This is a genomic window from Pseudomonas fluorescens (genome assembly GCF_040448305.1).
In the GTDB taxonomy this organism is placed as follows: domain Bacteria; phylum Pseudomonadota; class Gammaproteobacteria; order Pseudomonadales; family Pseudomonadaceae; genus Aquipseudomonas; species Aquipseudomonas fluorescens_BH.
Genome location: NZ_CP148752.1, coordinates 2,896,577 through 2,920,531 on the forward strand (window position 1 = coordinate 2,896,577; position 23,955 = coordinate 2,920,531).

Genomic DNA, 23,955 nt, shown 5'->3' on the forward strand with positions numbered 1-23,955 from the left:
CTTGTGCAACGTCTTGGGGTCATCCCAACGAAAACGCACAACGCTTCTCCCGGAATGTCGGCCTAACTTCAGCACTTTGAGGAGGATAGGGACAAGCCGTTAAAGGGTACTAAGCCCTGAGAAGCGGGACGATTTGCTTATTGATTTTCTTAGCAGCCCATATTTCTTTTCGACCAACGATCAATAAAATCATTTGCTCTTGCGCGATAAGATGGCGCCGCCAACTGCCTAAATCTGTAGTGGATGGAGAAGGCTGATCCTCTGGATGGGTGTGCCATTCCCCGAGGTATTGGAGTTGCCCTGAAGATTGAGCAAAGGCCTCATTCACGGCGGCTTGGTGGTGTGGCCCTCTACGGTCAACGAAGCAGCGGTGCCTAATGTCACCCTCTCCAGGTTCTGATATTTCACACACAATAATATGTGATGCTCGGCGCTCACCGATGAGTACTCCCGCGGCCTCATTGCTGGAGGAATCCATTTGGCGATACTCCAACAATTTATTTACGACAGAGGGCATGATCACCAGCAACCCTCCTAAATCATCCGTAAACGTCAGCTCAGAGTTGGTCATAGCAGATCTTGCAGGTAGTTTGACGAGGTAGGTGGCGGGGTTGCCTCGAGCGGTTGCCATCTAGCATGTGCTCGCTATATGTCCAGCTCAATTTGGGCTCCAATATCGAAAGAACAGCTTCCTGCATCATGCTGGCGGTGATCACGCTCACTGCAGCGTCATAAGGCGTGAAAGTATTGCCGCAACTGACGAATCGCTCTTCATTGGAGTCAATCTCGCTGAACCGCATGTCCAACCCATTTTTATAAAAAGCGGGGTCCGCAAGAAGGCATCCAAAGCAACAGCTGCCGTCATCAATTAATACTTTGGAAGCGCGGCCGTTACCATCGTTAAAGCCGTGGACAAGCCTAGGTCTTTTAGTCAATGGCATCGTACGGACCACATGAGCCAATCGCTTCGCTACAGGAGGGCGACCCGTAGCGTCGATGACGATGTCGTACAGTTTCAATAACTCGGGATCAATCGAAAATCGAGAAGACTTTCCTTCCACTATACAACTTAGATGTGTGGACGACTTAAGCGACGCAGCTATGGCAACAGCTTTGTTCTGCCCAAAATTTGCTGTGGATAGGGTATGGCGACCAAAATTTTGAGGACCAAAGGAGTCATGATCATAAAGATCAAATCTCGCGTTCCCACAGCCAGCGCCGGAGCGTAGTAGTAAGCCGGCAAGGTATCCCCCAATAGTGCCACAGCCTATAAGAGCAATACGTTGGTTGCTTAAGTTTCCGATTGCTGACCGGCGTCGATTACGACTCAAAATCGTCTTTTTGTCCGCCCTCGTGACACCAATACGGATGAACTTTATGACAGAACGCTTGGCGGAGAGACAGCTAATCAGCGTCCCGGATTTGGCGACTCGGCCGGTTCGTTTTTTCCGATTATTTTTCTTGGGATAAGTATTCAATCCTGTTGCATCAATATTGAGCTCCACATAGAGCCCCACTAGGTCCTGATGGTGCACATCGAATAGCAGCACATGTCGCTTAACAGGATTGTTAACAAAATGGTCCAAGATGCGACCGCGGGCGCTAAGATCAACCTCGGTAAGCCATTGAATCACCGAGCGCAGATCTTCAGGCGGCCAAACCACGCCAGCTAGCCGAGAAGGCTTAATTTTGAAGTAGCTAGTTAGAAAGGATTTGTCATCACGCAGCGTCAACTCCCTTTGCTTCATCCACTCCTTAAACTCGCTTTCATCTTCTTTTTCATAGGCGATCCACTCCTCGCCTGACGCGTCTGACTTCCCTGCACCGTGCCCGTTGACAGCCACCATGCACTGCAGCTCCACTTTCTCTACGGCATCGGACAACAGGAATACTTTTTTATCGGGCAACCAGTAGGAAGAGAATTCTCCTTCCAGTTCTTGGTCATCCGGTTCGCCCTGAATTGCAGAGGCTACGGCAGCATCAAGCGTGAGCTGAATTTGGGAATTAACCAGAGAGTAGGTTCCTCGCAAGTCATTAGCATCCCAATCCGCCTCCATTTCTTGCACGTAACATAGGTACCATCCCATGTTGATATGGGGCAGTAATCGGCCTCTAAACTGGTCTGGAATTTTCAGAATATAGGCGCTGGGCAACGTGATATGTGGATCTGCGGCGAAGCTCAACGCAATGCTGAATTCACCACCCGCAGTTCCATAGCTTTTGACGTAGAACCCCTTGGCAGTGTCAGAAATACGTAGAGGTGTACCACTAGGAATATGCTGAGCTTTGGTGTACTGGTACCCGCAACTCAGCAACGCCTGATGTAGATCGCTAAGCACGAAGTATTAACCGCTTGCCATGGTTGTGCTGATACTCGCGGGTTGAGTACCACGCGAGGGCTCGCTCACAAACGCAGGTGCGGAGGGTGCGCTGACGATCAAATCGCTTTTGACTACGCGTCGACCGAACGCGCGGTTAATGGAATCTAGAGCGAGTTCCTTGGATGAACAGCCCTGTGCATCAACCAATATCACTCTCAAGTCAAAAAGCCTTTCCATAATTGCAAGCTCACGTTCCCCGTGCTCGGTACGGGGAGGAAAAAGCGGCTTCTCATCGGTATGGTCAGGACTTTCTACGCCGTTGTTGAACTCGTCAGGGAGGTATTTTGCAAGCATCCTCATTGTTGCCCCAAGATCATCTCTATCATGTGGAATTCGATCGAGAACGCTGACAGTCGCAGCCATTAGTGAGATAGATGAGGGGCCACCGCCGTCCTTCCACTGAGCATCGCGCCACGACTTCATGAAACGGCAAACTTTACGCAAATGTGGACCAATCCGTTTACAGCTATCTAAAAACCAGTCTTCAACGATCTTGGGGTCGCTCTTCATCCATTTCTCTTCTCCTTCGCGAAGGGCAAGATTCACGCATCCCTCATCAAGTTCGTAACCGGCGCGGTTGTACGTAAATCCGTCCATCCCGCTTACCGACTCCATAGCTATATCCATGGACTTCGCCAAAGCAGCTTCCTTCAGCAGAAATTGGTCTGCAGGGATGGCATACATTGGAACGTCAATGTGAGTGTTCAACGCGGGAATCTTGATACGAGCGCACGTGCGCTTTGCTTCAAATTTCCAACCAGGATTTTCGTGGGCTAGAGACTGTAGGGAGGAGTCGACAAGCAGGAGGAGCAAGCGATGGCCGATTATTGGGCGATCTTCGAAGATGGCCATAGGCAGGTAGGTGCCATCATCGATGTCCATTTCCTGCGGAGGAGTGGAGTATGGATTGTTGAGGGTGTCGTACTGGAAGCTACCCTGCGTCCAAAACCGCGGCGAGAGTTTCAAAAACTCCTTTCTAACTCCCTCATCCATATCTTGGATGAGCTTAGCCACCTCAGTCTGAGCTTCCGGGCTTAGGTGTTTGAGTTGGGAGTTGGCAACACGCTCCGTGATGCTTTCCAGCGAAAGCGCGGCATTAGATGTCCTCGCGATCTCTTTTGCCTCCTCAAATACTTCCTTAGTTCGGGTGCGAACACACTCGCGCAAAGCCTTGAGCGTCACGACCTGAGTATCAGCCAGTGTCAGCTTGCCGATGAGTCCATCAGCGCTGTCGTTGTAATAGCGGTGAAAATCCCAAGTCATGAATTTTGCTCCTGTTGAACAGGTTTTAGGCGGTTGAAGGGGAGGGCTGGGCGTTCGAAGAAAGCCTGCAACCGGATGTTTTTAGTGAACTCATTTGTAGCGAGTTGTTTGCCTCTGCTGGCGAGGTTGCGCAGGCTGCTAGCGGTGGCATTGTCCAGCGTGATATCCGAGGCCGCTTCGTTAGGAACTGTGTCGTCCAGATATACATAGTTATCTGATGCCCCAACGGTCCTGAGTTGACGTTCTAGCATCGATTTGTGGAGCTGTTGGTTGGCCGTCATGGTGGTTAGAACCAACCGCTCGCCCAACCCCCAAAGCCCCAGGTAGCCGTTATTACGAGTCTTTTCAAACGCGGCCGGGCTGATGGTGTACTCCTCACCCAGCGTGCCAATATTCAATATCCTTACGTCATTAACCGTGACGTCAAAATCGCTAGTCATATCTTGGAGCACTTCGTACAACCCGATCAGGCTGGGATTGTTCGCGACCAAGCCGCCGTCAGCAAAATACGAGTCAAGTGCTTCGCAGTGGTGAGGAGGAAAGTAGGTGGGCGCAGCTGACGTGGCCATAGCTGCATCTACCAGAGTCAGGCGTCCATCCCGGTTGAAATTGGGGTTATGAGGAGTCTTAAAAAACTGGGGTTTACCAGTCGAAAGGTTTACTGCAGGAATCATGACTCGACGAGTCAAATCGTCAAAAGTAGTTTGTGCACCAACCATACTAGTCACCGCGTCACGGAGCGGTTGACTACGATATTGAGCACCAAAAAGGGTGCGCCATTTCCGCTTTAGAAAGTTGTTTGGTGGGAAAATTAACGGGGCCTGTTCACGAAAAACCGCCTCTAATTCTCGCGCACTTTTCCCTGCTGCCAGCCCCAAGGCCAGGATACCCCCGATGGACGTACCCGTGATGAGGTCAAAGTAGTTTCCGGCCTTAACGTCGGCTTGACCTGTCCTCTGCTCAACGATGCGCTCGATTTCGGCCAGGACATTGATAGTGAAAAGTCCTCTTGCCCCCCCACCATTAAGGCTGAGGATTCTGACGTCCTTACTCTTTACCGACATGGCGCATCCCTGATCTGGCTGGTTGATATCAATCTGGGCGCGGCCTTGTTACTTTTCAATTGGCCGATACTAAAATGCCAGCTTTGAGTGAAGAGGCGAGTATGGTCGCTCACGTGAGCTGGTGCAATTGTCTAGGGAGATCGTCGAAATTAAACGAATCAACTTAGCTCGATCCTCCTTCTCGCAGGAATGGGCGAAACGATCTTCTTATGCTTTAGGTGCTTTTTGGGCATCATCCGAAGGGCAAGGGAGTCGTCAGTAGCGCAGCAAGTTTTTACACGGAGGTGCTCTGGGTGATAGTGGTCGGCCATTTCCGTTCAGCCACCTCGTAACAATCTACACCAGCACATTCACGAGAAATCAGTTCCAACTGCAGCTCACCGAAGGTCGGTGAGTTGGTCCAGTAATGGCCTTTTAGGTGTTTGGAATCATTGATCAGTCGGAGGTCACCAGCGCCTGTGGTGAGCTTGTTTTCGCCTTGGTATTGCCTTTTGAGTTCGAAAACATAACAAAGGCGGGTCGCCTCTGTTCTACCGTTTTGAATCAACGCTTCGAGTTTTGACTCGCCTTCTTGAGACTTCGTGAACGACTCTATCGAGATGGTCAAGTACGTCTGCCGGATCACAAAAATGATAGGTATCTGCAACGGCGACTTACCCGCCTGCTTAAAGTCTGAGCTAAGCGTACCGCGCCATACCCCATGCACTATCGGCCTACGCATCCATCGCGCGATCCGGGGGGACCTCCATGCCAGCTTGAAAAAAACACCGAATAGGAAAGTGATACAGGTTAAACCGTATGAAACGGCACGCCACCCAGCAGTAAGCATTTCGTAACCTAAAAAGGAGAGGACGAAATAAAGGCAGATTGCGACAACCAAAACTAGGCAGACGTATACCTTCAATAGCCGCTGCAGTTCGGTTTGTGTAAGGCTTAAGTTACTCATTCTTTTCTGGTGCTCGCGCTAGGATTTTTCCATTTTTGTACACAACGATTTCATCACCCGTACTGAGCACACCGACATACGTAATGCCCGGAATCAGGGATGTAAGCAGCGCTGTCATCTGCCTTGCACCGTTAGGTCGATCCTCTGGAGGCTGTGCTAAGTCCTCCAACGGGGGGGCCAGAAACTGTGAAAGATGTGTCAGTGATCGCGATTTCATGTCGATCATGTGGAATCCGTCGTGCCAAGGTGACTCATGGTCTGACACTTTAGCTAGCATGCAGGCAATCGCCTCGAACCCGGAGGTCGGTAGATCTGGTTTCATCGCAGTCCGATGTCCAAGGGGCGTGCTCGGCAACTCCTCAAGGTGAGAGTAGAAGACGAGTCCGACCCCAGAGAAAGATTCCGATCTTAACCGTTTGAGCTGTTCCAGCAGTCTGATTGGAAAGTCTCGATCTTGCGATGTCGCGTCATTTTCCACTGTGTAGTATTCCGCTATCTGGGCCCGCTTTGGAGAGGCCGATGGGACCATGATGCTATCCCGTAGCGGTTAAGGCAAAGCAAGAAGGTCAAGCAGAAGCTATTACCTTTTTATTAGGGCATCTGGCTTATCAAGTTAGCTCTTTGGCCATCTGCGATTTGGGTAGGGTAACTATGAGGACGATGATTTCTACGGCGCTCCATTATCAGCCCCAAAGCAGCATTTTCAATGGCGGTAGCTGCTGAGGGAACCAGGCATTGAATGGCCGCGGATGGTAGGAATGTGAGAGGTTCCAAATTAACAGTGGCGTTTACTCTCAAAGTAAAGTGCGTGGCAGTAGGTGGTCTAGCGATGCAGGTGGGCGAAATAGCTACAAAAATATCCTCTCTTAAGGGGTGCGTTTGAGGCGCAATTTCTATGAATCTCTGTTAATTCTGTTAATTCTGTTAATTCTGTTAATGGTGTATTGTAAGGGTACTAATCAAACGGAGGTTTCCATGTCCAAACTTGCAGAATTTCGTCAGTTAGAAAAACACCTTGCTGAGCAGTTGCAAGCGCTCGAAGCCTTGAAAGGTGATGCAGGTCTCAAGCAGGAAATTGAATTCGAAACGAAGTTGCGTGCATTGCTTGCCAAATACGGCTACAGCTTGAAAGACATCATTGGTTTGCTTGACCCTCAGGCTGGGCGTCGCCCTCCTGCAAATGAACCCAAGTCTGGTACGCGAAAACCTCGCCAAGTGAAGATCTACAAGAACCCTAAGACTGGTGAAGTCGTAGAAACCAAGGGTGGTAATCACAAAACATTGAAAGGGTGGAAGGCCGAGCACGGTTCAGCCACAGTCGAATCCTGGCTGACAAAGTGAGATGGTTTTTGAGTACAAACAAAGGGGCCCTTCTAAGGCCCTTTTTTTAGGGACACCAAGGACAATTTTAAGCGTGAGCCGTGGCAAAAGGCTGCCCTTTCTACATGCACCTTCTACACTCATGCATGGAAACTGCTAGCTTAGTCAGAGCGCCATAGATTCAACGCCGCCTGCAACGCATGAGTTTATGCAACTTGAACCTGGCGCAGCAGGATTGGAAAAGCTGCCTCTGGGAAGCAGTCATCAAGCTCTGATCGGATTACCCTGTTCAGTTGGGCGACATAGTTCGGAAAATTATTTGATGTTGGCTGAGAAGTTGGCACCACAACAACTCAAGGCGGCATAAGGCATGGCGAAGCAAGTCCTAAACGTTGAGCTCGCCGACCTGGCGTCCACTTTCGATCTGCCTGCGACGCGCTTCCAGCGGGAGTTGGCGCTCCTAGGCTGGGGCATGATTGTCCAAAAGGCCACCCGCTTGGCGCACGCAGACGACTTCGCTCGCAATGTTGAACAGTGGAGCATCGATCCAGTGAGCTTCGATATAACGCCGAACTGGGTACATCTCGTACAAGCCGCAAAAGAATTCCTCCCGCGTCTCGCTTCGCGAGCTCACGGGACTGCAAAGAGCCCCCCCCCTGACAGGTTCGCCGGCTATTTCTATGTCTTGTTCGATGGGATGACGGGGCTCAGCAAGATCGGACATACCAAGACGGAGGGCCATCGCCAGCGTGTGCAGATTGCAGGCCATGGGAGCGCATTGGTCAATGTAGTCAGTGCCCGGGTGGCAGACTGCCTTGCTGCTGAGATGAGGTGTCACGAGCATTTTGCCCATTGAACCAATGTAGATCTGGACGACCTAGCTGGTCTGAGGGGCCCCGTCGCTACCGAGCTGGAGGCGGTGGGCAGAGGCCAGACGATGGTCGTTGAGAGACGGCGATGAGCTGAAAGGGCTGATCTTCCATCAGCAAGATGCTCACTCGTTTTGGAGACAGGGTTCCTGTGTCTCTCGCTTTTCCAGCCGACTTAATGCTCGCGTTGACTCCGCTCCTAATGAAAAGAACTCCAATCGTAGTGAAAGCTGACGCACGGTCGTACCCTTGGTAGGGTCCATGGCGGACTTTGCCAAGGATGCTGCGCCTTTAAATAAATAATTCGTCAGTTCTGGTTACTGAGTTCCGATAAATCCGGTTTATTCGCCTGCCGCCAGATCAGAAGCTAACTCCTGAAGAGAAAGCGTTTCGGGCAGTAGGTACTGAGGTTCGCATTCCAAAACGCTGGCTATGCGATAAAGCTTTTCTACGGTGATATTCACCTCACCACGCTCAATACGCCCCATATAGCTACGATCGACACTGCAGGAGTGCGCCAAGGCATCTTGGGAAAATCCTCTGGCTTTCCGTAGTGTCCGTATTCTTTGGCCCAATTCCTTTGCAAGCTGATGCATATCCGCCTCGGTCCCCACTGAGGCGGCACTATCTTGCGTTTGCGGATGAATCGGCCACGGACTATAATCCGCATTTTGACTGTTCCGTGAATTTCCCTTCCAGGTGCCTGCATGAAATCCGATTCATTCATCTTCGACAGGCGGCTTTACGGCCTGTTTCAGCAGGGGCACCTACGCCAATTTACGACCAACGACCTACGTAATGCTTACGCCACTCACTTGGCGGGTATCACGTTCAACAGCAGCGACCTGCGGAGATATATCTATGAGCAGATCAGGCGGATGCTGCGTACCGGATGGGTCATTCAGGATGAAAAACGACAAAAGCGGGGACAGATCTATCACTGGCAAAGTATTCCAGAGAATCTGCAGTTGCAGCTCATAGATAATGGGTACGAGAACAGGGCTAAACCGGTGAATAATCCGCTTCAGCAGCCTTCGAATAGCGTCAACCAAGATCAGCTTGGGCCGGATGTGATCGAGCACTTAGAATCCATACTCAAAGAGATTCGTCTCGACTTCCTTTCCTCCATGGGAGAGGCGGAGCGCTATAAGCAACTACTCGACGAAATGCCGCATCTGAAAGACCAAGTTGAAGATGAGTATCTCGAGGCTCGAGACCGAAGCTCTCGCCTTCTAGGACATCTCCGGGCGGTCGAAAAGACGCTCAAGACAGTCATGTCCGCACGATGAAAGCATCGCCGAGAAAATGGCAGAGCCAATGCATTGAAGTTGCGCTTGAGCACTACACCGAAACGCCGCACTTCTTCTGTCAAGCCACTCCTGGGGCTGGGAAGACACGAATGGCCGCAGAGCTGGCTCGACGACTGTTGGAGCAGGGCAAGATTGATCTCGTGCTCTGCTTTGCTCCCTCATGCCAAGTCGTCGACGGTTTTCGCTCGACATTCGCCACTGTATTAGGGCGGCGCTTGGATGGGCTTATTGGTGCCGTTGGAGCCGCAAGTACCTATCAATCGATGGAGCATCAGGATGAAGCCTTCTGGAGGCTTTTCGATGACTACCGTGTGTTTGCGGTATTCGACGAGATCCATCACTGCTCCGGATATGATCCGGTTTTAAGCAACGCTTGGGGGCAACAGATTTTACTGAAGATGCAGGATCGTGCTGCCTTTACCTTGGCTCTATCGGGCACGCCATGGCGCTCCGATGACAGAGGCATTGCTCTTGCTCGCTACTCCAACCCGGAAGGCCGATTGATTTGCGACTATCGCTACGGTCTCAAAGAAGCCATTTTCGACGGGGTTTGCCGGTCACCTCGCATCGTTCTGCTAGATAACCAAATGCTGAGACTAAAAGAAGATTTCGCAAACGATAGCACCGTCAAATTTTTTCCTAGCATCGCTAAGCTACTGCGTGAATCTCCGGTTTCATACGAGGATCTGTTATTTCATGAGGAGGCACTCAGCCAGTTGCTTGATCTGGGAAGCAAGAAGCTCGATGAAGTACGAATGCTGAAACCGAATGCCGCGGGTTTGGTTGTTGCTACGAATATCGACCATGCTCACCAAGTTGCTTTGGCGCTAAAAAGCAGGGGCGAGAGTTTCCAAGTAGTGACCACCAGAACCCCAAATTCACAGCAGGTAATCAACAGGTTCAAAAATAGTGACTGCCGTTGGATCGTAGCTGTAGGAATGATCAGCGAGGGGACCGACATTCCTCGTCTGCAGGTCTGCTGCTACCTCAGTCGAATTCGTACTGAGCTGCATTATCGTCAGGTTCTGGGAAGAGTCCTTCGACGTATGGGCGACATTGACGATCAGGCTTGGTTGTTCGTCTTGGCAGAGCCGACACTGAGGCGACTTTCCCAGCGCATCGCCGATGATTTGCCGGATGATTTGGCTGTTGTCTGCGCTGTAAGCGCACCTAAATTTGAGCCTTGTTCAATAGAAGGTGAGGATCTCTTCGCGCAAGCTCTCCCGGGAGAGCCAGGAAACTCAACACCTGTCACCACAAAGCAGAAGTTTTCATCGCAGGTCGACTTAGACCCTGTCTCGACTTATCAAATAAGCTTCTCGAAAAACTATCGCCAGCAGCTGCTGGCCGTTTTCTGATGTGCTTATCATTAATTTCAAAGCCTATGAGTGCTGGCGCAATGAACAAGAGATCCGCTTGTGTTCGAACCGTGTGATCCCGTTCCGTTGAACTCAGCCAACTGCCGGCTCTTTTGCGCAGGCGGTGGAGAGCGAATGGTTGATCGACGCGATGTGTTTCTCTTCACGCACGGGTGGGATTGGCAATGAAAGGTAGACGCAAAGCGAAAACAACGAAATGGGCTATGACGTTTCAATTCGAAACGGAGGCTCAGCGGTTGATGACCTCGAGATCCAAAAATGCCTCGAATCGCTTTCTTGATGTCGCCTTGCAATTGGGTTCCTCGAGCGAGCCCATAGGCAGGATCGCCGGGGCGCCAGGCAGCCCTCAACAACTAGATCTGCCGGCGCTGCTTTCCCTCGTCATCGATGCAGTTTGTCAGGCTGGGCAGCTTCTTGTCGCAGAATGGGAGCGGGTAGAGGGGCCAAGAGGGCACGGTGACAAGGCAGTTGTCGATGTCGAAATTGAAAAACTTTTACGTCAGCAGCTACTTGGTCTGTTTTTCTGCGACTTTTGGGGGGAGGAAACTGGCCATACCCTTACAGGACACCCATGGTGTTGGGTTGTTGACCCCAACGATGGCACGAATGATTTTTTGAGAGGGCTGAAAGGTTCAGCTATTTCAGTCGGCCTTCTTTACAAACACATTCCAGTACTAGGCGTGGTTTATGCTCCTGTGACGGAAGAAGGCATTTCGGATTGCATCGCTTGGGCTGAAGGATTGCCAGCTTTATTGCGTAATGGGCAGCCCTTAGTTCGTAAACTTCTGGACCTGCCTTGGTGGAGCGGTAGCCGGGTCATGCTCAGTTCCGCTGCCGTAAACAAATCAGATATCAATCTGGAGCTCTGCTCACCTAGTGCCTTTGTCGCGATGCCCTCGATTGCCTACAGGCTTGCGAAAGTGGCCGCAGGTGACGGCATTTGTGGTGTCTCTCTCTACCCAGTTTCTGCACATGACGTCGTTGCAGGTCATGCATTGTTGAGAGGTGCGGGTGGAGTCCTGCTCAATGAAAATGGAAGGTCAATTCGATACGTAACGGACAAGGACATGCAAGTGGTCTCACGTCGCTGCTTCGGAGGATTGGAAGCTGTGTGCAAGACATTGGCCGCTCGGGATTGGGATCGTGTTTTTTCTGTTGATGACAATTCCCTGCCCGTATAAAAACGCATGGTTTCGCTGCTATACAACAGATCAGTAGAAATGGCTTCGATGCGGACCCCAGTATTTACTTTTGTCAGAGGAGTTGCAGTCCGGCCCAAAGTATCGAGAAGTGCTCTAAATCCAATCAATAATGAAAAAATTTCAAAAAATACTGAAAAACTACGGCAAGCTCGCTCCCACAGGGGATTTTCGTCTATCTGGTACCACCGTTCCTCACCTAAGTCTTTGCTTCTGCTCACTAATCCTCCAGAATCGCGCCCCTGTTTCGGCCGGGCGCTGCCTGTCGGGTATTCCGACGCGTCCTGGCCGGGTGGCAAGTGACCGGAATGTGGAGATCCCACCGGATGAATGATCAGGCCAATAGCGTTAACGAACGCTATGTAGACGCGACACCCGCGACGCTTTCGAGCTGGAATCGCCAGGACACCACCTGGATGCTGGGCCTGTTTGGCACGGCGATTGGTGCGGGAACCCTGTTTTTGCCGATCAACGCAGGCCTGGGCGGTTTCTGGCCGCTGCTGGTCCTGGCGTTGCTGGCGTTCCCGATGACGTTCTACGCACACCGCGGGCTGACCCGTTTCGTGCTGTCCGGTCGCAAAGGCGCCGACATTACTGAAGTGGTGGAAGAGCATTTCGGCATCAAGGCCGGCGCGCTGATCACCTTGCTGTACTTCTTCGCGATTTTCCCGATCCTGCTGATCTATAGCGTGGCCCTGACCAACACGGTCGGCAGCTTCATGGAACATCAACTGCACATCATGCCGCCACCGCGCGCCGTGCTGTCGCTGGTGCTGATCCTCGGCCTGCTGGCGGTGGTGCGTTGCGGTGAGCAATTGATCGTCAAGGCCATGAGCCTGATGGTCTATCCGTTCATCGTCGCGCTGCTGTTCCTGGCGGTGTACCTGGTTCCGCACTGGAACGGTGGCATCCTCGCCACCGCGAGCAGCGTGCCGGCGCCATCGGCGTTGCTGCACACCTTGTGGCTGGCGATTCCGGTGATGGTGTTCTCGTTCAACCACTCGCCGATCATCTCGGCGTTCGCCGTGGACCAGAAGCGTCGCTACGGGGAGCACGCCGAGGAGCGCAGCTCGCAGATCCTGTCCCGCGCCCACCTGCTGATGGTGGTGATGGTGCTGTTCTTCGTCTTCAGTTGCGTGCTGACCCTGTCGCCAGCGCAACTGGCTGAAGCCAAGGCGCAAAACCTGTCGATCCTGTCGTACCTGGCCAACCACTTCAGCAATCCGACCATCGCCTTCGCGGCGCCGTTGATTGCCTTCGTGGCCATATCCAAGTCGTTCCTGGGGCACTACATCGGTGCCAGCGAAGGCCTCAAGGGCCTGATCGTCAAGAGCGGCAAGCGTCCGTCCGCCAAGGCCCTGGACCGCATGACCGCCGCGTTCATGCTGGTGGTGTGCTGGATCGTCGCCACGCTGAACCCGAGCATTCTCGGCATGATCGAAACCCTCGGTGGCCCGGTGATCGCGGCGATCCTGTTCCTGATGCCGATGTACGCCATCCGCAAGGTCCCGGCGATGGCACGCTATCGCGGTCAGGCATCCAACGTCTTCGTGACGGCGGTGGGCCTGGTGGCGATCACGGCGTTGATCTATTCGTTGACCGCCTGATGATTTCTTCGGGGCTGTGAGTCCGCCATCGCCGGCAAGCCGGTCTCGCTCCCACAGGGACCGCGCAAAACCTGTGGGAGCGAGCCTGCTCGCGATTCAAGCGCCTCGGTCTTCCTGGAAATGAGCATTCTTGAGGCATAAAAAAACGCCGCTCATCTCACGATGGGCGGCGTTTTTCATTGCGTTGCAACGTTAGGCTTGAACGACCGGGATGTTGGCGTTCGCAGCAGCTTCACGGAACTCGGCGATCTGGTCGAAGGACAGGTAGCGGTAGACATCGGCCGCCATGCTGTCGATCTTGCCAGCGTATTCCATGTACTCCTCGACGGTCGGCAGGCGACCCAGGATGGAAGCCACGGACGCCAGTTCGGCCGAAGCCAGGTAGACGTTCGCGCCGTCACCCAGACGGTTCGGGAAGTTACGGGTCGAAGTCGACACAACGGTCGAGTTCGGCTCTACACGTGCCTGGTTACCCATGCACAGCGAGCAGCCCGGCATTTCCATGCGCGCGCCGGCCTTGCCGTAGATGCCGTAGTAGCCTTCTTCGGTCAGTTGGTGAGCGTCCATCTTGGTCGGCGGCGACAGCCACAGACGGGTTGGCAGCTGGCCCTTGACCTGTTCCAGCAACTTGCCGGCAGCGCGGAAGTGACCGATGTTGGTCATGCACGAACCGATGAACACTTCGTCGATCTTCTCGCCAGCAACGCTGGAGAGCAGGCGAGCGTCGTCCGGGTCGTTTGGCGCGCAGAGCACAGGCTCTTTGATGTCGGCCAGGTCGATCTCGATGATTTCAGCGTATTCAGCGTCTTTGTCCGCTTGCAGCAGCTCAGGGTTGGCCAGCCAGGCTTCCATTGCTTGGGCGCGACGTTCCAGAGTACGTGCATCACCGTAGCCTTCGCCGATCATCCAGCGCAGCAGGGTGATGTTGGACTGCAGGTATTCGGCAATCGACTCTTTGGACAGCTGGATGGTGCAACCGGCAGCCGAACGTTCAGCCGAGGCGTCAGACAGTTCGAACGCTTGCTCGACGGTCAGTTTAGGCAGACCTTCGATCTCCAGGATGCGACCGGAGAAGGCGTTCTTCTTGCCTTTCTTCTCTACGGTCAGCAGGCCAGCCTGGATCGCGTAGTAAGGAATGGCGTGAACCAGGTCACGCAGGGTGACGCCTGGCTGCAGTTCGCCTTTGAAGCGAACCAGGATCGACTCAGGCATGTCCAGCGGCATGACGCCGGTGGCAGCGGCGAACGCAACCAGGCCGGAACCGGCCGGGAACGAGATGCCGATCGGGAAACGGGTGTGGGAGTCACCACCGGTACCGACGGTGTCTGGCAGCAGCATGCGGTTCAGCCACGAGTGGATGATGCCGTCGCCCGGACGCAGGGAAACGCCGCCGCGGGTCATGATGAAGTCAGGCAGGGTGTGGTGGGTGGTCACGTCGATCGGCTTTGGATAAGCCGCGGTGTGGCAGAAGGACTGCATCACCAGATCGGTCGAGAAGCCCAGGCACGCCAGGTCTTTCAGTTCGTCACGGGTCATGGGACCGGTGGTGTCCTGGGAACCGACGGTGGTCATCTTCGGTTCGCAGTAGGTGCCCGGACGAACGCCGGTCACGCCGCAAGCCTTGCCGACCATTTTCTGCGCCAGGGTGAAACCCTTGGTGCTTTCAGCCGGTGCTTCAGGCTTCTTGAACAGGTCCGAAGGTGGCAGACCCAGCTCGGTGCGAGCCTTTTCGGTCAGGCCACGGCCGATGATCAGCGGAATACGGCCGCCAGCGCGAACTTCGTCCAACAGGACCGGGGTCTTCATTTCGAAGGTGGTCAGGACTTCGTCGGTGCCGTGCTTGCAGACTTTGCCAGCATGCGGGTACAGGTCGATCACGTCGCCCATGTGCATGTTGGAAACGTCGAATTCGATTGGCAGTGCGCCGGCATCTTCCATGGTGTTGTAGAAGATCGGAGCGATCTTGCTGCCGAAGCAGAAACCGCCGGCACGCTTGTTCGGCACGTAAGGAACGTCGTCGCCGAAGAACCACAGTACGGAGTTGGTTGCCGATTTACGCGAAGAACCGGTACCGACCACGTCACCGACGTAGGCGATAGGGAAGCCGGCGTTGCGCATTTCTTCGATCTGCTTCATCGGACCGGTGACGCCTTGTGCGTCAGGCACGATGCCGTCGCGAGCCATTTTCAGCATGGCCAGGGCGTGCAGCGGGATGTCTGGACGGGACCAGGCATCAGGGGCAGGGGACAGGTCGTCGGTGTTGGTTTCGCCGGTGACCTTGAACACGCGCAGGCTGATCTTGTCGGCCAGGGTCGGGCGCTTCACGAACCACTCGCCGTCAGCCCAGGATTGCAGCACGCCTTGGGCGTGAACGTTACCGTTCTTGGCTTTTTCAGCGACGTCGTGGAAGGCGTCGAACATCAGCAGGGTGTGCTTGAGTTCTTTGGCAGCTACTGGAGCCAGTTCGGCGTCGTCCAGCAGGTTAACCAGAGTCACGATGTTGTAGCCGCCCTGCATGGTGCCGAGCAGTTCAACAGCGCGCTTCTTGTCGATCAGGGGGGATTTGGCTTCGCCTTTGGCGATGGCGGACAGGAAGCCGGCCTTGACATAGGCTGCTTCGTCCACGCCTGGCGGAACGCGATTGGTGATCAGGTCAACGAGGAATGCTTCTTCGCCAGCCGGGGGATTTTTCAGCAGCTCGACCAGGCCTGCAGTTTGTTCGGCGTTTAGCGGCTGGGGAACGATACCCAGTGCTGCGCGCTCTTCGATATGTTTGCGGTAGGCTTCAAGCACAGTTATTACCCTCATCAGTGGTCCCAAATGGGTGTCCGGGACGCTCATCCCGAAATTGCCGTACTCATGCGCTGCATGGCGTTGTGAGCCACTTAGCCAGAATTACCGACAATTCCTTACAGAAGCTGCTTTCAAAGTTTTACGCCTGCAGAACGGGAGCTGATGAGGGTTGGCGTTGGGCTTTTCCCCGCTGGAAAAACCCCTCGCCAACACCGCTCTGAAGGAACGACTGTGCTCGTGACGCTTTGAAAACAGCTTCTAACGGACATTGGCGCCTAAAAAGGCAGGCTGATTCTACGGCAAAAAAAAATTAAAGGTAAGTCAGTGTTTATTGGACTTTGGTGGAGGCAGTCACCAGAGCCCGATTCTCCATGGGCCCTGAACTTTGAGGGGTGATCAATGGCCGACAAAGGGCTAACATGCCGGCCTGTCCTGCTTTTTCGCGTTTTGCCTATCTATGCCCAATCAGACCATCAAGACACCCTGCGTCGGCCTCTGCTCCACTGTTTACGGTGACCTGGTGTGCCGTGGCTGCAAGCGTTTCCACCACGAAGTGATCCACTGGAACGGTTACAACGAGGAAGAAAAGCGCGCGGTATGGCTGCGTCTTGAGCAGTTGCTGTCGCAGGTGATGGCCGCCAAGGTGGAAATTTTCGATCCGGCACTGCTGAGAATGCAGCTGGAGCAACGCAAGATCCGCTTCGTGCCCCATCAGTCGGAATATTGCTGGGCCTACCAGTTGATCGCCCGGGGCGCGCGGGTGATCAACAACCTGGAAGCCTACGGGATGGTGTTGCTGCCGGAGTTTCGCGAGTGGAACCTGCCGGAATTGCGCGACGCCATTGATCGGGAATTTTTCCTGCTCTCCGAGGCTCATTACCAGCGCTACATTGCGCCGGGGTTTCTCAAGGATGCGTTTGGCGGCTAAGATCATCGCGAGCAGGCTCGCTCCCACAGGGGATTTGTGAGCGACACAGATCCAGTGTGGGAGCGAGCTTGCTCGCGATGGCGTCCGGCCGAACACCACAAATCTCAATGCTTGTCGGCAATCTCCTCAAGGTGATCCGCCACTTCCGTTGGCTTGAGCACCAGCACGTCGCTCTCCACCGCATCGAGCACCACTTCCGCCGTATTACCGATCAAGGTCCCGGACAATCCGCTACGGGCCACGGTACCGATCACCGTCACCGCCGCCTGCAGCTTGTGCACCATGAACGGAATCAGCACATCCGCCGGGCCTTCCTCGATGTGCAGGTGATCATCGTCGATGTCGAATTCCGCCTGGAACGACTTGCATTGCTCGCGGTAGCGCGCCTGGATGGTTTCGCTGAGTTGAAACGTCGGGTCGGCCGACGACAGCATCGGCGACGGGTGGGCGCTGATCACGTGCAAGTGGGCCTTGGCCAGGGTGGCGATGTCATAGCCATGATCAATGATGGTGTCGTGCAGGTGGCGGTGTTCGAGGTCGGTGTTGCCAACGTCGACAGCTGCCAGGATCACTTTGTCTTTCCATGAACCAGCGGTTTTCACCAACAGTACAGGGGAAGGGCATTGGCGCAGCAATTTCCAGTCCTCGGGTGTCAGCAGGGCCTTTTTCAGTGCGCTGTCGGGAAAGTGCTGCTTCACCACAAGACCGCAGCCTTCGGCTTGCTGCACATCGATGATGGTTTGATGCAGGCTCTGATTCCAGGCTTGCTCAGTGGTGATGTTGTAACCGTCTTCCAGTAAAGCGGCCTTGAGCACACCCAACATGCCACTGTGATCGTGCTTGGGGTCGCACACCAGCAGATGCAACTGTGCCTGGGTCACACCGGCGATCAACTTCGCCCGTTTGAGCGCCAGGCTTTCGGAATGCTCGGGGTCGATGACCACCAGAATGCTGCGAACGGCTTGCATGTGCGCGATCTCCTGAAAATAAAAAAGCACGGCGTTGCACAACTATAGTTGCTGTCTGCGATTCGGGGACTTGATGCATATCAACGGTTGGCGACTGGTGGTCTGCGGGCAGGCCGGTATAATCGGCGCCCTTCGTTTTGAACCTATTTTTCCGTGAGCCCCATGATCCTTCCCGAAATTCACGAGTTCCTTGGCTGCCGCACCCCCGACGGCTGGATCGAGGCCGCGCTGGCCGATCAGGAAACCCTGCTGATCGACCACAAGAACTGCGAATTCAAGGCCGCCAGCACCGCGTTGAGCCTGATCGCCAAGTATCACTCCCACGTCGATCTGATCAACATGATGTCGCGCCTGGCCCGGGAAGAGCTGGTGCACCACGAACAGGTCATGCGCCTGATGAAGCGGCGCAAGATCGAACTGCGCCAATTGTCCGCCGGGCGCTATGCGTCGGGGTTGCGCAAGGTGGTACGCAGTCACGAGCCGGTGAAACTGGTGGACACCCTGGTGGTCGGCGCCTTCATCGAGGCCCGCAGTTGCGAGCGTTTCGAAGCGCTGGTGCCGCACCTGGACGAAGAACTGGGCAAGTTCTACTTCGGCCTGCTCAAGAGCGAGGCCCGGCATTTCCAGGGTTACCTGAAACTGGCGTACCAGTATGGCGACGCCAAGGACATCGCCCAGGTGATCGACAAGGTCCGCGCCGCCGAGCAGGAACTGATCGAGTCGCCGGACGTGGAATTCCGTTTTCATAGTGGTGTGCCGGCTGCGGCCTGAACATTCGGTGTTGTTCTTGCTCGCGAAGGGGCCATCAACAACGCAGACCCAGTCGTTCATGCCATTGCGCGATGGACTCTTCGGGGTACACATCGAACTGTAGATCTGCGGGCTGCGCCTCGACTTCCACCCATGATGCCTTTGAACCCAGCAGCAGGTGCGTGTGCTCCGGCGGCACCGGCAGCGGGGTATCGATGGCCGAGGCGAACGGGTGAATCAACTCCGGCCACTCCGGGCTAAACAGCCATAATCCCGAGCCGCAGACCGAGCAGAAATGCCGCTCGGCGGTGCTGTTGTGGGCGCGTTTGTCACCGTCTTCCTTGAGCCGCGCATGGTAGATCGCGATGTGCTTGCGCCCGCGAACCTTGAGGCTGGCGGCATCGCCACCGAGGTTGATCGCAAAGCCACCACCGCCCTGGGTCTTGCGGCAGATCGAGCAGTAGCAGCGCTGGTAAGGGTAGGGGTGGGCGCAGTTCAGACTGAACGACACCGCGCCGCAATGGCAGGAACCTTCGAGTTGCATGGGAGCCTCCGGCTGTCTGGAACGTACCCCGAACAGCCTAGACCGTCAGGGCTACTCGACCGGCACCAGAATCGCGTCGCCGGTCGCCACCAGTTTCAGTTGATCACCGGTCTGCGCGAACAGCTCGGCGCGGGCAAATACCTGTTTCTTGCCAGCCTTCACCACCCGGCCCCGGGCGATGAACACTTCACCGATGGCAGGCGCCAGGCAGTTGACTGAAAAGTGTGACGCCAGCACGTTGCCCGCCACGGTGCCAGCCGCGAAGCCACAGGCTGTGTCGAGCATCGCGCCAATCAGGCCGGCATGCAGGAAACCGGCATATTGCGCCATGTCGTTTTCGCGAAAAGCCATGGAGAGCTCGGCTTCGCCGCTTTCGGCGCGGGTGACTTCGAAGCCGGCCCAGCGGTTGAAGGCTGATGTCGAGTTGATGTGCTTGAGTGTGTTGAGCATGGCGAATCCCTCCGGTTGAGGGTTCAACATGCGCCAGGTGCGGGTGGATGTCATGGTTCATAAGGGAAGGTGATGGGCAGGTGGGTTGGTGGTGAATGGGTGGGCCCCATCGCGAGCAGGCTCGCTCCCACAGGGGACCGCGTTCCAAATGTGGGAGCGAGCCTGCTCGCGAAGAACGATAACGCGGTCCCACTGGACGCCCACCAAAGGCCAAGTCAGCATGTCCCCCTCGAAACCGGGACATGACCTGATGCGACGATTACCTTCCCTGGCAGCCCTGCGAACCTTCGAATGCGCCGCCCGCCACGCCCATTTCGGTCGGGCGGCCGCCGAGTTGTGTGTTACCGACAGCGCGGTCAGCCACCAGATTCGCCAGCTTGAAGAGCAATTGGGCGTGCCGCTGTTCGTGCGCGAGGGCCGGCAGATTCGCCCGACCCTGGCCGCCGGGCGCCTGATGCAGAGCTTGCAGCAGGCTTTCGAACTGATTGGCGATGCCTGCGATGAACTGCGCGATCCTTCATCCTTGGCGGTATTGCGTCTGGCGGTCACCGCCGAGCTGGCGCAAAAGTGGTTGATGAGCCGGCTCACGGATTTCTATGCGCGCTACCCGCACATCACCTTGCATCTGTACGAACAGCCGATCGATGCCACGGCGCCCGGGGAAGACATCGACCTGGCGATCACCTACGGCACCGGTCCGGTGGACAGCTCCGCGTATTTCGTCCGGCCGCTGCCGGCGTTGCAGTTCTTCCCGGTGTGCAGCCCCGGCCTGTTCAACCAGGGCACACTGAAAACCCCGAAGGACCTGGCCCGCCACTGTCTGCTGCACGACGACCAGGACGGCAAGACCTGGACTGCGTGGCTCACCAGCCATGCCGGCGACCAACGCCCGGACCGTCAACTGTATTTCGCCCATGCCGGGCTGGCACTGGAGGCCGCGGCCCAAGGGCAGGGCGTGGCCATGGGCGACAACCTGACGGCCCAGGAAGATTTGCTCAGCGGGCGTCTGGTGCGGCCGTTCACCTCGAGCATGACCGCGTTGGGCCAATATGCGCTGGTGTGCGAGCGGGTGCGGCTGGAGCGTCCGGCGGTGGCGCAGATGTTGGAATGGTTCAACGATCAATTGCTCGATTGATGAGTTAGATTCAAGTATTCCGAAATAATCATCGTTGGCGAGCCAGTCGCCAACGCCCTTAGCCTGTGGTCATTCCAATCCCTGCTGAAGAGGTTTGACCATGGCCCGTTTGCTCGACACCACTCCCAAACTGGACGGTTTCCGTCTGCCCGGCGAATTCGAAGCCAAGTCCGGTTGCTGGCTCGGCTGGCCGGAGCGCACCGACGTCTGGCGCAACGGTGCCAAACCGGCGCAGAAAGTCTGGGTGCAGATCGTCACCGCCATTTCCATGAGCGAACCGGTCACCGTGTGTGCCTCGGCGGCACAGTTCGCCACCGCGCGCCGTCAATTACCACCGCAAGTGCGCGTGGTGGAAATGACCTGCAACGACACCTGGTTCCGCGACAGCGGCCCATGCTTTGTGGTCAATGACCAGAGCGGCGAAGTGCGTGGCGTCGACTTCGAATTCAACGCCTACGGCGGCCTCGACGGCGGCCTGTACTACCCGTGGGACAAGGACGACCAGATCGCCAGCAAGATCCTCGAAATCGAAGGCTTCGACCGCTATCGAGCGCCGTTGATCGCCGAACTGGGTGGCATCCAAAGCGACGGCCAGGGCAGCATCCTGACCACCGAACAATGCCTGCTCAACCGTAATCGCAACCAGCACCTGGGCAAGGACGAAGTCACCCGTCGCCTGACCGATTACCTGGGTGCCGAGCAGGTGATCTGGCTGCCACGGGGCTGCAAGTTCGACGAAACCGACGGCCACGTCGACGACCTCGCGTGTTTCGTGCGCCCCGGTGAAGTGGTGCTGCAATGGACCGACAACCGCGACGACCCGCAGTGGGAAATCTATCAGGAGGCCTACGACATCCTGCGCAGCACCCGCGACAGTCGCGGTCGCGAGTTGATCGTGCACAAGCTGCCGCAGCCGGATGTGCTGGAGTGGACCGCCGAAGAAGCCGAAGGCCTGGACCAGCAGGACAGCACCCATACCCGCCAGGCCGGGACGAAAATCTGCGCGTCGTACATCAACTACTACGCCGGCAACAGTTCGATCGTGGTGCCGCTGTTCGGTGATCGCAACGACAAGGTGGCGCTGGCGACCCTGGCCGAGCTGTTCCCGAAACACAGCATCGTCGGCATCGAAAACTCCCGGGAAATCCTCCTCGGTGGCGGCAACGTCGCGTGCATCACCATGCCGCAGTACGCGGGCAAAGGAGTGTAAAAATGGGCCTGCACAAACTGACTCAAGCAATACTGCTGGTGCTTGCACCCCTGTGTGTGCAGGCCGCCGACACCGCCAGACCGGTAGTCAACCTGTACATCTGGGGCGAGTACCTGGCCCCGGACACCTTGAAGAATTTTGAAGCGAAAACCGGCATCCATGTGGTGGTCGACCACTTCGACTCCCTGGAAACCGTCGAGACCAAGCTGCTCACCGGCCGCAGTGGCTACGATCTGGTGCTGACGGCGGGGCAGCATCTGTCCCGGGCCATCGAGAGTGGCGCGGTGCAGACGGTCGACAAGCAGCAACTGCCGCATTTCGCCGGGGTCGGCGAGGAGTTTCGCCAGCACATGGCGGTGTTCGATCCGGGCAACCGCTACGCCGGGATCTACGCCTGGGGCACCACGGGCGTGGGTTATCAGGAGCAGGCGGTGAAACAGCGCCTGCCAGACGCGCCGACCGACAGTTGGGCGATGCTGTTCGACCCGGCCGTGGTGTCGAAATTCGCCGATTGCGGGGTCAGCCTGCTCAACGATCCCAACGAAGTGTTTGCGGCGGTCATGAAGTACATGGGCCTGGACATCAACCGCCAGAACCTCGATGACCTGAAGCTGGCCGAGCAGCAACTGGCGAAGATTCGGCCGTACATTCGCTACTTCGACAACGACCTGAACATCAGCGACCTGGCCAACGGCAACACCTGCGTGGCGATGTCGTGGAACGGCAACGTGGCCATCGCGGCGGGCCAGGCCGAGGCTGCGGGCAAGCCGTATTCGCTCAAGTACCGGATTCCGCAGGAGGGCACGTTGATCTGGTTCGATGCCATGGTCATTCCCAAGGACGCGCCGCACCCGAAGGCCGGCCTGGCATTGATGGACTACCTGATGACCCCGGAGGTGATTGCGCCGATCACCGACAGCATCCATTACGCCAATGCGATCACGGCGGCGGATGATCTGGTCGACCCGGTGATTCGCAACGATCCGGGGACGTATCCGCCGGCCGCGGTGAGGGCTTCACTGTATAGCAAGAATGACAATGGCAAGGCGTTCAACCGGGCGTTGATCAGGGCGTTCAGTCGGTTGAAGTCGGGGTTGTGATTGGTTTTGGATGATGTGGTGTCGCTACTGGCGTCATCGCGAGCAAGCTCGCTCCCACAGGTTTTGTGTTCGACATAAGACCTGTGGGAGCGAGCCTGCTCGCGATGAACGATAACGCGGTCTACCGGTTGGGCACCCGCCACAAATACCAGGAGGCCACCGTCCGATAGGGGCTCCACGCCAACCCGATCTCGATCATCTGCTTGCGCGTCGGCTGCACCTCCAGGCCCTTGAGCCGTCGATAACCCTCGCGCACGCCAAAGTCGTCGGCCGGCAGGATATCCGGGCGCTCCAGGCTGTAGATCAGCAGCATCTCCACGGTCCAGCGACCCACGCCGCGCAGGGTGATCAAGCGCTCGATCAGCGCTTCATCGTCCATGGCCAGTGCCGTGGCGTAATCCGGCACCACGCCGTCCAGCGACGCCTGGGCGATGCCCTGGATGGTCGTGATCTTTCTCGCGGAAAACCCGCAACTGCGCAGTCGGTCGAAATCCGTGGCGACGATCTGTTCCGGCCGGGGAAACGAACCCGAACCGAACAGCGCCAGTAGCCGGCCGACAATCGCATCGCCGGCCTTGGTATGCAGTTGCTGATAGGCAATCGCCCGCACCAGCGACTCATACGGGTCACGCGCCGCATGCGGCTGGTGCAGGCACGGGCCGATGGCGTCGATGTGGCGGCGCCAGTCGTCATCGATGGCGGCAAGGAAGGCACTGGCCGCCTGATAGCCGTCGGCCAT

At 56.0% G+C, this 23,955-nt stretch carries 22 protein-coding genes; 11 read left to right on the forward strand and 11 right to left on the reverse strand.

Going from position 1 to position 23,955, the window contains the following annotated elements; all coding sequences use genetic code 11:
* Window positions 1–109: 109 nt before the first annotated feature.
* The 5 genes from WHX55_RS13165 to WHX55_RS13185 form a co-directional block, all read right to left on the reverse strand.
* The gene (locus WHX55_RS13165; protein WP_353742834.1) at window positions 110–571 is read right to left on the reverse strand and encodes a Mov34/MPN/PAD-1 family protein; all 462 of its coding nucleotides are present in this window, start codon (window positions 569–571) and stop codon (window positions 110–112) included.
* Entirely contained in the window at window positions 558–2,339 is a 1,782-nt protein-coding gene (locus tag WHX55_RS13170; RefSeq protein WP_353742835.1) for an E2/UBC family protein, read from the reverse strand. Before WHX55_RS13170 ends, WHX55_RS13165 begins: the two co-directional genes overlap by 14 nt.
* 6 nt (window positions 2,340–2,345) lie before the next feature.
* Window positions 2,346–3,644, reverse strand: a complete 1,299-nt coding sequence (locus WHX55_RS13175; protein ID WP_353742836.1) for a CBASS cGAMP synthase — start codon at window positions 3,642–3,644, stop codon at window positions 2,346–2,348.
* Window positions 3,641–4,708 carry a CBASS cGAMP-activated phospholipase gene (locus tag WHX55_RS13180; RefSeq protein WP_353742837.1) on the reverse strand — a complete coding sequence of 356 codons (1,068 nt, stop codon included), beginning with the start codon at window positions 4,706–4,708 and terminating at the stop codon, window positions 3,641–3,643. The genes WHX55_RS13175 and WHX55_RS13180 overlap by 4 nt, the downstream gene beginning before the upstream one ends.
* A gap of 274 nt (window positions 4,709–4,982) precedes the next feature.
* On the reverse strand, window positions 4,983–5,654 hold the full coding sequence (locus tag WHX55_RS13185; RefSeq protein WP_353742838.1) for a hypothetical protein: 672 nt from the start codon (window positions 5,652–5,654) through the stop codon (window positions 4,983–4,985).
* A gap of 975 nt (window positions 5,655–6,629) precedes the next feature.
* On the opposite strand from WHX55_RS13185, the gene WHX55_RS13190 reads away from it, so the two are divergent.
* Complete coding sequence (locus WHX55_RS13190) at window positions 6,630–6,995, forward strand: histone-like nucleoid-structuring protein, MvaT/MvaU family (RefSeq protein WP_353742839.1); 366 nt, start codon at window positions 6,630–6,632, stop codon at window positions 6,993–6,995.
* Between the two features lie 349 nt (window positions 6,996–7,344).
* Entirely contained in the window at window positions 7,345–7,830 is a 486-nt protein-coding gene (locus WHX55_RS13195; protein WP_353742840.1) for a hypothetical protein, read from the forward strand.
* Between the two features lie 354 nt (window positions 7,831–8,184).
* Here the strand turns inward: WHX55_RS13195 and WHX55_RS13200 are convergent, their stop codons facing one another.
* A complete protein-coding gene (locus WHX55_RS13200; RefSeq protein ID WP_353742841.1) occupies window positions 8,185–8,439 on the reverse strand; it encodes a helix-turn-helix transcriptional regulator in 255 nt (84 codons plus the stop codon).
* A gap of 111 nt (window positions 8,440–8,550) precedes the next feature.
* Here WHX55_RS13200 and WHX55_RS13205 point away from each other — a divergent pair, with 111 nt between their 5' ends.
* The 4 genes from WHX55_RS13205 to WHX55_RS13220 all read left to right on the forward strand — a co-directional run bounded on the left by WHX55_RS13205 (window position 8,551) and on the right by WHX55_RS13220 (window position 13,338).
* Complete coding sequence (locus WHX55_RS13205) at window positions 8,551–9,132, forward strand: hypothetical protein (protein ID WP_353742842.1); 582 nt, start codon at window positions 8,551–8,553, stop codon at window positions 9,130–9,132.
* A complete protein-coding gene (locus tag WHX55_RS13210; protein ID WP_353742843.1) occupies window positions 9,129–10,511 on the forward strand; it encodes a DEAD/DEAH box helicase family protein in 1,383 nt (460 codons plus the stop codon). The genes WHX55_RS13205 and WHX55_RS13210 overlap by 4 nt, the downstream gene beginning before the upstream one ends.
* A 224-nt stretch (window positions 10,512–10,735) precedes the next feature.
* Entirely contained in the window at window positions 10,736–11,713 is a 978-nt protein-coding gene (locus WHX55_RS13215) for an inositol monophosphatase family protein (RefSeq protein ID WP_353742844.1), read from the forward strand.
* Window positions 11,714–12,057: 344 nt separating this feature from the next.
* On the forward strand, window positions 12,058–13,338 hold the full coding sequence (locus tag WHX55_RS13220; protein WP_353742845.1) for a serine/threonine transporter: 1,281 nt from the start codon (window positions 12,058–12,060) through the stop codon (window positions 13,336–13,338).
* A gap of 192 nt (window positions 13,339–13,530) precedes the next feature.
* Here the strand turns inward: WHX55_RS13220 and acnB are convergent, their stop codons facing one another.
* The gene (gene acnB / locus WHX55_RS13225; protein ID WP_353743046.1) at window positions 13,531–16,131 is read right to left on the reverse strand and encodes a bifunctional aconitate hydratase 2/2-methylisocitrate dehydratase; all 2,601 of its coding nucleotides are present in this window, start codon (window positions 16,129–16,131) and stop codon (window positions 13,531–13,533) included.
* A gap of 457 nt (window positions 16,132–16,588) precedes the next feature.
* Between acnB and WHX55_RS13230 the strand changes: the two genes are divergently transcribed.
* On the forward strand, window positions 16,589–17,059 hold the full coding sequence (locus WHX55_RS13230) for a DUF1289 domain-containing protein (RefSeq protein WP_056727706.1): 471 nt from the start codon (window positions 16,589–16,591) through the stop codon (window positions 17,057–17,059).
* 104 nt (window positions 17,060–17,163) lie between these two features.
* On the opposite strand, the gene WHX55_RS13235 is transcribed toward WHX55_RS13230, so the two are convergent.
* The gene (locus tag WHX55_RS13235; RefSeq protein ID WP_150724111.1) at window positions 17,164–18,027 is read right to left on the reverse strand and encodes a universal stress protein; all 864 of its coding nucleotides are present in this window, start codon (window positions 18,025–18,027) and stop codon (window positions 17,164–17,166) included.
* A 162-nt stretch (window positions 18,028–18,189) separates the two neighbouring features.
* Between WHX55_RS13235 and miaE the strand changes: the two genes are divergently transcribed.
* Window positions 18,190–18,798, forward strand: coding sequence for a tRNA isopentenyl-2-thiomethyl-A-37 hydroxylase MiaE (gene miaE / locus WHX55_RS13240; RefSeq protein WP_150724110.1), 609 nt, complete (start codon window positions 18,190–18,192; stop codon window positions 18,796–18,798).
* Between the two features lie 34 nt (window positions 18,799–18,832).
* Here the strand turns inward: miaE and WHX55_RS13245 are convergent, their stop codons facing one another.
* Window positions 18,833–19,321, reverse strand: coding sequence for a GFA family protein (locus WHX55_RS13245; protein ID WP_353742846.1), 489 nt, complete (start codon window positions 19,319–19,321; stop codon window positions 18,833–18,835).
* A 51-nt stretch (window positions 19,322–19,372) separates the two neighbouring features.
* On the reverse strand, window positions 19,373–19,771 hold the full coding sequence (locus tag WHX55_RS13250; RefSeq protein WP_353742847.1) for a PaaI family thioesterase: 399 nt from the start codon (window positions 19,769–19,771) through the stop codon (window positions 19,373–19,375).
* 250 nt (window positions 19,772–20,021) lie between these two features.
* Here WHX55_RS13250 and WHX55_RS13255 point away from each other — a divergent pair, with 250 nt between their 5' ends.
* The 3 genes from WHX55_RS13255 (at window position 20,022) to WHX55_RS13265 (ending at window position 23,216) form a co-directional block, all read left to right on the forward strand.
* On the forward strand, window positions 20,022–20,906 hold the full coding sequence (locus WHX55_RS13255) for a LysR substrate-binding domain-containing protein (protein WP_008050806.1): 885 nt from the start codon (window positions 20,022–20,024) through the stop codon (window positions 20,904–20,906).
* 100 nt (window positions 20,907–21,006) lie between these two features.
* Window positions 21,007–22,116: an agmatine deiminase gene (gene aguA, locus WHX55_RS13260; RefSeq protein ID WP_353742848.1), complete on the forward strand. Its 1,110-nt coding sequence runs from the start codon at window positions 21,007–21,009 to the stop codon at window positions 22,114–22,116.
* A gap of 2 nt (window positions 22,117–22,118) precedes the next feature.
* A complete protein-coding gene (locus WHX55_RS13265; protein ID WP_353742849.1) occupies window positions 22,119–23,216 on the forward strand; it encodes an extracellular solute-binding protein in 1,098 nt (365 codons plus the stop codon).
* Window positions 23,217–23,337: 121 nt separating this feature from the next.
* Here the strand turns inward: WHX55_RS13265 and WHX55_RS13270 are convergent, their stop codons facing one another.
* On the reverse strand, window positions 23,338–23,955 hold the full coding sequence (locus WHX55_RS13270) for a DNA-3-methyladenine glycosylase (RefSeq protein WP_353742850.1): 618 nt from the start codon (window positions 23,953–23,955) through the stop codon (window positions 23,338–23,340).